We start from the raw sequence: 5,894 nt of genomic DNA, 5'->3' as shown, positions 1-5,894 counted from the left end.
GACCCGCGATGTTTCCGACGCCGCAAGCTGCGCTTTTGCCCAACACGTTCGGGTTCGAGCAGGCGCCCCTGGTCAAGCCGACCGGCTTTCGCGAGTACGACGCGCGCTGGCTGTTTCCCGACGAGATCAACCTGATGGGCGTCCAGGCGCTCGGGCTGGGGATCGGCACCCTCGTGCACGAGCGCGGCGTGCGCCCCGACATCGTCACCGGCCACGACTTCCGCGCCTACTCCTCCTCCATCAAGCTCGCCCTCATCGCCGGCATGCAGGCCGCCGGCCTGCGCGTGAAGGACATCGGGCTGGCCCTCTCCCCCATGGCCTATTTCGGACAGTTCGCCCTCGACTGCCCCTGCGTGGCCATGGTCACCGCCTCCCACAACGACAACGGCTGGACCGGCGTGAAGATGGGCGCCGAGCGCCCCATGACCTTCGGCCCCGACGAGATGGGCCGGCTGAAAGAGATCGTGCTCACCGGCGCCTTCCAGTACCGCAGCGGCGGCGCCTACGAATACGTGCCCGACTTCGCCGAGACCTACCTGGCCGACCTGAAGAGCCGCGCCAAGCCCCTCACCCGCAAGCTCAAGGTGGTCGCCGCCTGCGGCAACGGCACCGCCGGCGCCTTCGCGCCCCGCCTGCTCGAGTCCCTCGGCGTCGAGGTGGTGCCGCTGGATGTCGCCCCCGACTGGACCTTCCCGCGCTACAACCCCAACCCCGAGGACATGGCCATGCTGCACGCCATCGCCGAGGCCGTGAAGGAGACCGGCGCCGATGTCGGGCTCGGCTTCGACGGCGACGGCGACCGCTGCGGCGTGGTCGACGAGGAGGGCCACGAGATCTTCGCCGACAAGATCGGCGTGATGCTGGCGCGCGACCTCGGCCGGCTGCATCCGGACGCGACCTTCGTGGTGGACGTGAAGTCCACCGGCCTCTACGCCAGCGACCCCGAGCTGCAGCGGGTCGGAGCGCGGACCGACTACTGGAAGACGGGCCACTCCTACATCAAGCGGCGGGTCAACGAACTCTCCGCGCTGGCCGGGTTCGAGAAGTCGGGCCACTTCTTCTTCAACGAACCGATCGGGCGGGGCTACGACGACGGGCTGCTCACCGCGATCGCGGTGCTGGAGATGCTCGACCGCAACCCCGGCCGCTCCATGGCCGAGCTCTACCGGGCGCTGCCGCAGACCTGGGGCTCGCCGACCATGTCGCCCCACTGCGCCGACGAGGCGAAGTACGGCGTGGTGGACAAGGTGACCGCGCGCTTCCGGGCGCTGCAGGCGGCGGGCGAGCCGGTGGCGGGGCAGAGGATCGTGGACCTCGTCACCGTCAACGGCGTGCGGGTGACGGCCGAGGACGGCACCTGGGGTTTGGTGCGCGCCTCCTCCAACAAGCCCGAGCTGGTGGTGGTCGTCGAGAGCCCGGTCTCGGAGGCGCGCCTGCGCGCCATGTTCGAGGCCGTCGACGCCGTCCTGCGCCAGAACCCAGAGGTCGGCGCCTACAACCAGACCATCTAGGGCTGCCGGACCGACCGCGCGCCGCCCCCTGGGGGGCGGCGCGACCATTCCACGAGGAGCCCGAGATGTCGTCCGCCTCCCCGATCCCCGCAGGTTTGGCCGGTCCGATCTGGTCCGCGGTGCCGGCCGGGCGCGCGACGGCCGCCGCGGGGACGCGCCTCCTGCATCTGCCGTACTGGCTGATGCTGACCGCGCTCACCTTCAACGCCGCGCTCGCCTTCGTGAACGGCAACGTCCGACCGCTGACGCCCGCCGTGGTGATCGCCCTCGAGGGCGCGCTGACGCTCGGCTGCCTCCTCGTCGCGCTGCTGCATCACCGGCGCGAGATGAACCTCGCGGTGGCGTTCATCGTCTGGCTGTTCCTGTTCATGATCCTGCGCAGCGCGATCGTGGATCCGGCGACCAGCGTGAAGTACTTCCGCGACCTCCTGATCGCGCCGACCTTCTTCATGCTCGGCCTGTGCACCGATCGGCGCTACCTCAACCGCTACGTCCTTATCGGGCACACGATCGTCTTCACGATCGGGGCCCTGGAGGCCTTCCGGACGGACCTGTACTCGAGCCTGTTCCACGTCAAGGACTACTTCATCGCCACCCGCGGCCTGACGGAAGCGGATTTCTGGAACTCGGATTCGGACCTCTTCGTCAGCGCGACGCGCCCGAACGCGCGTTTCCTGAGCATCGCCGACGCCGTGATGGCGAGCCACCGCGTGTCCTCGGTCTTCCTCGAGCCGGTCTCGCTGGGCACCTACTGCATCATCGCGTCGGCCTACCTGTTCGCGCTCTGGCGCAGCCTCGGCTGGAAGAGCCGGGCCTACCTGCTCTCGACCAACCTGTTCCTCATCGTCGCCTGCGACGGCCGCCTCGCCTTCGTGACCTTCTTCGCGACGCTGTTCGTCTGCGTGTTCTGGCGGCGCTGGTCGCGCTACCTGCCCGCGCTCTACCTCCCGGGCATCCTGCTGGCGGCCTTCGTGTTCGTGCACATCGTCGATCCGGCCCGCGGCAACGACGACTTCCTGGGCCGGGTGGTCTGGACGACCGACCTGCTCGAATCCTACGACGTCTCGGAATTCCTCGGCCTGTCGGAGGCGTTCATCGACAAGGCGGTCGACAGCGGCGTCGGCTACATCATCACGACGCAATCCATCTTCGGGCTGGCCCTGTTCTGGCTCTTCTGCTCGTGCTGCTCCCGGTACGCGACCCGCGAGCAGATCTGCTTCAACCACGCGCTCTGTCTCTATGTCTGCTTCAACTCGCTGGTCAGCTACGGCTTCCTGAGCATCAAGACGGCCGCGCTCCTGTGGCTGGTGAAGGGCATCATCGAGATCGGGCAGGCCCCGCCGGCGCCCGGCCGCGCCCGCCTGCCGGCGCGGCCCCTCCTGCGGTAGGCTCAGCATGATTCCAGGACCCGCCCTCGTCGTCGATCGAACCCATCTCGGACGCCGCGCCTCCGGCATCGAGCGCATCACCGAGGAACTGTTCTCGGAGGCCGCGCTCGCGCCGCTGCCGGTTGCCGGATGGGACGCCTCGGGCAGCCGCCCCTCGATGATGCTGAACCAGAGGCTGGCGATCCCGGCCGCGGCGCTCGCCCACAGGGACAAGCTCTGGCTGTTCTCCGGCTACCCGCCCTCGCCCGTGATGACGCGGCTGCCGGAGCGGACGGTCTTCTACGTCCACGACCTCTTCCTGCTGACCCGGACCGACGAACTCAACCGCTCGGCGAAGCTCTACATGGTCGGGCCCTTCCGGGCGGCGCTGGCGCGGCTGCGCTACTTCCTGGCGAATTCCGAGACCACCGCCGAGGCGCTGCGCGCCGCCGTGCGGCCGGACGCGACGGTCCTGCCCTACCGGCCGGGGATCCGGAACGTGTTCGGCCTCGCCGCCCATCCGCGCGCGGACGCGGAGGACCGGCCGCTCGTGGTCGGCGCGATGGGAACGATCGAGCCGCGCAAGAACTTCGTCGGCGCGGCGCGCCTGTGCGAGCATCTCGCGCGCGCGCTCGGGCGGAGGGTGGAGCTGCACATCATCGGCCGCAGCGGCTGGGGCGAGGACGCCGCGCGCCTGCGGGAGATGCCCCACGTCCGGCTGCGAGGTTTTCTCGACGACGACGCCGCGCGCCGGGTCATCGATACGTTCGACCTGTTCCTGTGCAGCTCCCACGACGAGGGCCTCGGCCTCCCGCTCCTGGAGATGCAGTTCGCGGGCCTCCTCGTGGTCGCGCCCGACAAGCCGGTGTTCCGCGAGGTTCTGGGCACGTCCGGCCTGCTCGTCGACATCGCCGACCCGGACGGCGCGGCGCGCGCGGTCGCGGGGCGCCTCGCCGAGCCGGGCTGGCGGGCGCGCAGCGCCGCGCAGGCCGCGGCGAACATCGCCCGGTGGAACCGGCAGGCCGCGGGCGACCGCGACGCCGTCCTGGCCTTCCTGGAGGAACGCCTCGCCGCGCTCAAGCCCGTCGGCACGCCGGCGCCCGCGCGGCTGGCGGGGGAATGAGCGGGCCGGCCGGCTAGTCCTTCGAGTGGACGTGCTTGGTGCGGCGGAAGACGCCCGACGGCGCGGCGGCGCGCTCCGGCCTGTTGAGCAGGAAGCCGGCGACGGCGTAGCTGACCTGAAGGATCGTCACCGCGAGGGCCCCGCAGCCGAGCGCGACGAGGACGCCGTCCGTCGGCACGGTGTAGATCAGGACGGCGAGGAACAGCAGGATGCCGAGCAAAAGAACCGGAACCCAGGCAATCGCATAGGCCAGGAGCGCGCCGGCGGCTGCCACGACGACGAGAAACAGCAGCATCAACACCCCCAGCAGCCGAGCCGCGGCAACGAATAAGACGTTCTTGTTTCTCGACCGTGCAACCGCACGGGACGGAAGCGCTCCTGCTTGCCGAAAGGCTTACGGAATGCTTGAGAGAACCTCCACAACACCACCTGTAAGAAAGTAGCACGAAACCCGACCGAGCGCCAACACGACGCCCGCCCGTCGAGCCCGGTCCGCGCGGAGCACGCCGACCGGGTGTCCCGCCGCGACGGGCTCCCGTGGACGGCGAGGGCGCGGGATCGCGGAAGCGCCGAGGACGGACGCCCCACGCATCCGTCGGCCCATCCGTCGGCCCATCCGCCGGACCGCCCCCGTCAACGCGAGCGGATGTCGGCGAACAGGGTCCGCAGCGCCTCGAGGCGCGGCGCGACCCAGGAGCCCTCCGGCGGGACGACGGCCTCCTCAAGAGCCCGCTGGAACCGCTCCAGGAACCGCTCCGGCGCCTCTCGGAACCCGGCCGCCATCTGGGCTCGCACGGCGACCGTGCTGCACGGGTGCTTGACCGCGCAGGACAGGTAGAGCGGACAGTCCTCGACCTGGAAATCCGCCGCACCGAAGGTGCGCTGCGCGGCCGTGTGCTCGCCCGCGCCCGCAACGCCGGCCCGGACGAGACCGCGCCCGGACAGCGCGTAATTGTTGGTGTAGACGATCTCCCCGAGCGGGCGTGCCGCACAGAACGGCGCGCCCGGCGCGGTCGGATCGAAATCGAGGCCGATTCGCAGGGATCCCCAGCGGTAGCCGTCCGGACCCGTCTCGGGCCCGGGTGCCGGCAGGGCACCGAACAGGCCTGGGCTGAGCCAGTCGTCGTCGTCCGCGAAGAGGATGCGGTCCCCCGGGGCGCAGGATCCGGGCACGAAGGCGGCGAGCGGCACGAGCGTCGCCCCCGCCACCGCCCGGTAACTCGCGAGAGCGAGCTGCTTCACGGCCTCGCGGACGGAACGGTAGTCGCGCGTGAAGGTCCGGTCCCAGACCGCCGCGAAGTCGATCACCAGATCCGGATCGAAGCCGACCCCGGACAGGAAGGCGCGGGATTCGCAGAGGTCGAAGCGCGGCCAGTCCGGCGAGGGCCTCAGGACGATGATGTCGGGCATGCGCTCAAGCCCCGACCGGTTTGTGCGACAGCACCGTGCGGAAATAATCGATCGTGCGGGCGAGCCCCTCGCGCAGGGGGATGGTCGGCGCCCAGCCGAGCAGTTCCTCCGCCTGCGCGATATCGGGCCGGCGCTGGCGCGGGTCGTCGGGCGGCAGCGGCCGGTGCACGATCTCCGAGGTCGAACCTGTCAGCTCGCGCACGAGGTCGGCCAATTCCCGGATGGTGAACTCCCCCGGATTGCCGAGGTTGACCGGCCCCGTCACCGCGGGGCCCGTCTCCATCATCCGGATCAGGCCCTCGACGAGGTCGTCCACGTAGCAGAACGAGCGCGTCTGCGTGCCCTCCCCGTAGAGGGTGATCGGTTCGCCCCTGAGCGCCTGCACGATCAGGTTCGAGACCACGCGCCCGTCGTTGGGGTGCATGCGCGGCCCGTAGGTGTTGAAGATGCGCACCACCTTCACGGGCATGCCGTGCTGGCGCC

The 5,894-nt window shown here is 70.4% G+C and carries 6 protein-coding genes; 3 read left to right on the top strand and 3 right to left on the bottom strand.

Annotated features, from left to right (window positions below; genetic code table 11):
* Window positions 1-8: 8 nt before the first annotated feature.
* From AX737_RS02115 to AX737_RS02105, 3 genes are all read left to right on the top strand, one after another.
* A complete protein-coding gene (locus tag AX737_RS02115) occupies window positions 9-1,511 on the top strand; it encodes a phosphomannomutase/phosphoglucomutase (protein WP_066918634.1) in 1,503 nt (500 codons plus the stop codon).
* 65 nt (window positions 1,512-1,576) lie between these two features.
* Window positions 1,577-2,899: a polysaccharide biosynthesis protein GumE gene (locus AX737_RS02110; protein ID WP_156453484.1), complete on the top strand. Its 1,323-nt coding sequence runs from the start codon at window positions 1,577-1,579 to the stop codon at window positions 2,897-2,899.
* A gap of 7 nt (window positions 2,900-2,906) precedes the next feature.
* Window positions 2,907-4,001: a glycosyltransferase gene (locus AX737_RS02105; protein WP_066918630.1), complete on the top strand. Its 1,095-nt coding sequence runs from the start codon at window positions 2,907-2,909 to the stop codon at window positions 3,999-4,001.
* Window positions 4,002-4,014: 13 nt separating this feature from the next.
* Here AX737_RS02105 and AX737_RS02100 read toward each other — a convergent pair whose 3' ends face one another.
* The 3 genes from AX737_RS02100 to AX737_RS02090 all read right to left on the bottom strand — a co-directional run.
* Window positions 4,015-4,296, bottom strand: coding sequence for a hypothetical protein (locus AX737_RS02100; RefSeq protein ID WP_156453483.1), 282 nt, complete (start codon window positions 4,294-4,296; stop codon window positions 4,015-4,017).
* A gap of 338 nt (window positions 4,297-4,634) precedes the next feature.
* Complete coding sequence (locus AX737_RS02095; RefSeq protein ID WP_066918626.1) at window positions 4,635-5,411, bottom strand: hypothetical protein; 777 nt, start codon at window positions 5,409-5,411, stop codon at window positions 4,635-4,637.
* Between the two features lie 4 nt (window positions 5,412-5,415).
* The coding region (locus tag AX737_RS02090; protein ID WP_156453482.1) for an NAD-dependent epimerase/dehydratase family protein at window positions 5,416-5,894 on the bottom strand (479 nt) is incomplete at its 5' end.

Source organism: Methylobacterium sp. CCH5-D2, from assembly GCF_001556475.1.
Classification (GTDB): domain Bacteria; phylum Pseudomonadota; class Alphaproteobacteria; order Rhizobiales; family Beijerinckiaceae; genus Methylobacterium; species Methylobacterium hispanicum.
This window is presented reverse-complemented; position numbering and strand designations above follow the sequence as displayed.